Source organism: Streptomyces colonosanans, assembly GCF_001866645.1.
Lineage (GTDB): Bacteria > Actinomycetota > Actinomycetes > Streptomycetales > Streptomycetaceae > Streptomyces > Streptomyces colonosanans.
The window spans coordinates 1-3891 of record NZ_MLYP01000146.1 but is presented as its reverse complement, the minus strand read 5'-3'; the positions used below and the strand labels follow the sequence as shown (position 1 = coordinate 3891).

The 3891-nt window shown below is 67.6% G+C and carries 6 protein-coding genes; 5 read left to right on the top strand and 1 reads right to left on the bottom strand.

What is annotated here, in order from left to right:
- Positions 1-203: 203 nt before the first annotated feature.
- From BIV24_RS30850 to BIV24_RS30835, 4 genes are all read left to right on the top strand, one after another.
- Entirely contained in the window at positions 204-383 is a 180-nt protein-coding gene (locus tag BIV24_RS30850) for a hypothetical protein (RefSeq protein ID WP_071369760.1), read from the top strand.
- 178 nt (positions 384-561) lie between these two features.
- Positions 562-1065, top strand: coding sequence for a BlaI/MecI/CopY family transcriptional regulator (locus BIV24_RS30845; RefSeq protein WP_245767024.1), 504 nt, complete (start codon positions 562-564; stop codon positions 1063-1065).
- Between the two features lie 9 nt (positions 1066-1074).
- Positions 1075-1608, top strand: coding sequence for an amino-acid N-acetyltransferase (locus BIV24_RS30840; RefSeq protein WP_079168676.1), 534 nt, complete (start codon positions 1075-1077; stop codon positions 1606-1608).
- 251 nt (positions 1609-1859) lie between these two features.
- A complete protein-coding gene (locus tag BIV24_RS30835) occupies positions 1860-2195 on the top strand; it encodes a histone-like nucleoid-structuring protein Lsr2 (protein WP_071369758.1) in 336 nt (111 codons plus the stop codon).
- Here the strand turns inward: BIV24_RS30835 and BIV24_RS30830 are convergent.
- Complete coding sequence (locus tag BIV24_RS30830) at positions 2174-2839, bottom strand: SCO3374 family protein (RefSeq protein ID WP_071369757.1); 666 nt, start codon at positions 2837-2839, stop codon at positions 2174-2176. The genes BIV24_RS30835 and BIV24_RS30830 overlap by 22 nt on opposite strands.
- A gap of 430 nt (positions 2840-3269) precedes the next feature.
- Here BIV24_RS30830 and BIV24_RS30825 point away from each other — a divergent pair.
- On the top strand, positions 3270-3891 hold a 622-nt coding region (locus BIV24_RS30825), incomplete at its 3' end, for a Clp protease N-terminal domain-containing protein (protein ID WP_281247792.1).

Below are 3891 nucleotides of genomic sequence, written 5' to 3'. Positions count from 1 at the left end.
CTTCGCGCCCCATCCCCACCCCCGGCGAGGTCTTCCCCCCGAAGCGGAAACCGGCCCCTCCCGCGCGCTCCGCGCAGCGGCTCGCCGCGGTCTGACCCGACGCCGGACGGCGCCGTACCCGCGCCGTCCCCGCGACGCCCGCCCCGATCCGGTAACGCCCACCCGAGGGGACCCCTCGGGTGGGCCCTGGCTACTCTGGATCCATGGACTACGTCTCCGCGCTCTTGCCCCCGGTCGTCATGGCCGTGTTCTTCATCGGGCTGATCCGGGTGATCGTGAAGACCCAGGGTGGCGCCAACAAGGCCAAGGAGGACGCGGCCGTCGACGCCGCCCTCGCGCGCTCCGAGGGCACCCGCCCGTCCTCCCCGGACGCTGGGGCCTGACCCCGAAGGGCCTCCACCGGTACTCGCGCACCCGGCGCACGACTCACACGCTTTTCGAGTCGTGCGCCCTTTTTGTCGCCATTCATCATGAAAGTGCACGTTCAACAGGCCATGGGTGGGATCTCCCACTATTGTGCTGAGCGTGCCCCGGCCATTGGGAGAACTCGAAGACGCGGTCATGACGCGGGTGTGGAAGTGGAACCGCCCGGTGACCGTTCGAGAAGTCCTGGAAGATCTTCAGCAGGAACGGTCCATCGCGTACACCACCGTGATGACCGTTTTGGACAATCTCCATCAGAAGGGCTGGGTCCGCCGCGAGGCGGAAGGCCGGGCCTATCGATATGAGGCGGTCTCCACCCGCGCCGCCTACGCGGCCGCACTGATGAACGATGCCTGGGCGCAGAGCGACAACCCCGCGGCCGCGCTCGTCGCCTTCTTCGGGATGATGAGCGACGAACAGCGGCAGGCTCTGCGTGACGCCGTACGAATCGTCCAGGGACCGCAGGGTGTCCAGGAGTCCGGGGCCGGTGAAACTGAGGTTGCACCGGGGGCCGATTCCCCCGAATCAGGCGCACCCTCCGAACAGCCGGCTACGAACTCCGGCGGGAAGCCGCAGGAGAACCCCGCGGAGAAGCCCGACGAGAAGAACCCCGCCTCGGCCGAGGATCGCACCGGGCGATAGCGTCCACTCATGCCAGCACAGAGTCCGGAAACCGCCGCAAAAGCCCTCACCGTCCGACGGGCCAGGACGAGCGATGTCCCGGCGGTGCGTCGCCTGCTCGACGCCTACGTCCGGCGAGGCATCTTGCTCGACAAAGCGACGGTCACGCTTTACGAGGACATCCAGGAGTTCTGGGTGGCGGAACGCGACGACAACGGCGAGGTCGTGGGCTGCGGTGCCCTGCATGTCATGTGGGAAGATCTCGCGGAAGTCCGCACTCTCGCGGTGACGCCGGAGGCCAAGGGGCTCGGCGTCGGGCGCCAGTTGCTGGAGAAGTTGCTGCAGACCGCCCGCTGGCTCGGGGTTCGCCGCGTTTTCTGCCTGACCTTCGAAGTGGACTTCTTCGCCGGGCACGGGTTCGTCGAGATCGGCGAGACCCCCGTCGATACAGATGTCTACGCCGAGCTGATGCGTTCCTATGACGAGGGCGTAGCGGAGTTCCTCGGTCTCGAACGAGTGAAACCGAACACCTTGGGCAACAGCCGGATGCTTCTGCATCTGTGATCGCTGACAGATCGCCTCCGAAGTATTCGCCGGCCATCAGTCGACAGCCTTGCCCGCGTTCCCTATGTCCGAAACGCGCACGTTTCCGGCCTCCCGGCTACCCCTCGGTCTCTCACAAGGGTTTGTGTTTTTCCAGCAAAAGCGGTTTGCTTTCCGGCGTACTGCAGTACTGCATATAACAGGGGACGCGAAACAAGCGGGCGCAGGCCGCAGACCTCCGGCCCCTGAAGTTATCGATGAAAGGAAATCCGGTGGCACAGAAGGTTCAGGTCCTTCTTGTCGATGACCTCGACGGCGGCGAGGCGGACGAGACCGTGACGTTTGCGCTGGACGGCAAGACGTACGAGATCGATCTCACGACTGCCAACGCGGACAAGCTCCGTGGCCTTCTCGACCCCTATCTGAAGGGCGGTCGTCGTACCGGCGGTCGTGCGTCGGGCGGTCGCGGCAAGGCCCGCGCCGCTTCCGCCGGCAGCCAGGACACCGCGCAGATCCGTGCCTGGGCGAAGGAGAACGGTTACGAGGTCAACGACCGTGGCCGTGTTCCCGCGTCCATTCGCGAGGCCTACGAGAAGGCGAACGCCTGAGCGCACGTGCGTCGCAGTCGGACCCGGTGGCACTGTGTCGCCATCGTGTCGACCAGCCGCACGAGATCGGGGGCGCCCCCATCGCTCCCCAAGGCCGACAGTGTCGGCAACTGGGATTCGACCTCGAACCCCGGCTCAGGGGGCCGCAGCCAGACGGCGGCCCCCTGCGAACCGATGGAACCGACCCGGCCCAGGGGAAGCGGCAGGGGTCCCGGGATGCAGGCCGGACCCTCGGGTGCCGCGACCGAAGCCCGTTGTGGCGGCAGGGGCGCCTCGACGTTCCCGCCCACACCGGTCACCGTGAGGTCCAGGGCGAGATCGCCCCACTCCAGCCAGTCGAGCAGCCCCGGCAGCTCCTCCGCGCTGCCCGCGGCCACCAGCAGCCGCATCCGCCCCGCGTGCAGCGCCACCGGGGACGCCGGTCCCAGGTGCCGCAGTGCGGCGAGCCCGGCCTCCGCAGGGACCTCCAGGACGTCGAAGCGCACTCCCGTGATCAGCCGCACCGGCTCGCCGGGCGCGGTCGCCCAGCCCAGTCCGCTCTCGTACCACTCCCGCACCTCGTCGCCGGTATCGATAGGCCTGCGAGGCGGGGGCGCCCCGGCAGAAGCGAGTGAGGGGCGGCGGTCGGGTGAGGGGCGGACCATGCAAGGAGCAACAGCCGCACTCGTTCGCAAGTTACGCTGGGTGGAGGAGTGATCGCACACCGTGCCGGAAGAGGGGGCGCTCGGGGGTGCGTGGCGGCGCAAGGATGTTCGCCCGTAGCGGAGGGAACCGGTGCGCGCGGCATGGAGTCTCGGTGCTTACGGGTAAGACATCCCTAGTGGGAGGGGGCGACACGCAGGACGGGTCATTCCACGTTCGCCATGGGCGTACTGGCGAGTGGGGTAACTGCCTGGCCTGCGGGAACATCGTCTCGCACCATCGGGTTGGAGCAGATGTCGGCGTTCGGGGTCAGGAGGCCAAGGACGGTGTCGGCAGTTGGAATGAGCGGTCCCCGCTTGCGGGACTAAGCTGCGGAAGGACAGGGAGGGGAGCGTCCCCTTACTGCCTGACCGCTCTGAGGAGCGATTAACGATGTTCGAGAGGTTCACCGACCGCGCGCGGCGGGTTGTCGTCCTGGCTCAGGAAGAAGCCCGGATGCTCAACCACAACTACATCGGCACCGAGCACATCCTCCTGGGCCTGATCCACGAGGGTGAAGGTGTCGCCGCTAAGGCCCTGGAGAGCCTCGGGATTTCGCTCGAGGCGGTCCGCCAGCAGGTGGAGGAGATCATCGGCCAGGGCCAGCAGGCGCCCTCGGGCCACATCCCCTTCACTCCCCGTGCCAAGAAGGTCCTGGAGCTGTCGCTCCGCGAGGCTCTTCAGCTGGGCCACAACTACATCGGCACGGAGCACATCCTGCTCGGCCTGATCCGTGAGGGCGAGGGCGTCGCCGCCCAGGTCCTGGTCAAGCTGGGCGCAGACCTCAACCGTGTCCGCCAGCAGGTCATCCAGCTGCTGTCGGGCTACCAGGGCAAGGAAGCCGCCACCGCCGGCGGCCCGGCCGAGGGCACCCCCTCGACCTCGCTCGTCCTGGACCAGTTCGGCCGGAATCTCACCCAGGCCGCTCGTGAGTCCAAGCTCGACCCGGTCATCGGGCGCGAGAAGGAGATCGAGCGGGTCATGCAGGTGCTGTCCCGCCGTACGAAGAACAACC

Excerpts from the sequence above, each read along its gene's own strand:
- BIV24_RS30850 (WP_071369760.1), top strand. The coding sequence starts at position 204 with ATGGACTACGTCTCCGCGCTCTTGCCCCCGGTCGTCATGGCCGTGTTC.
- BIV24_RS30845 (WP_245767024.1), top strand. The coding sequence starts at position 562 with ATGACGCGGGTGTGGAAGTGGAACCGCCCGGTGACCGTTCGAGAAGTC.
- BIV24_RS30840 (WP_079168676.1), top strand. The coding sequence starts at position 1,075 with ATGCCAGCACAGAGTCCGGAAACCGCCGCAAAAGCCCTCACCGTCCGA.
- BIV24_RS30830 (WP_071369757.1), bottom strand. The coding sequence starts at position 2,839 with ATGGTCCGCCCCTCACCCGACCGCCGCCCCTCACTCGCTTCTGCCGGG.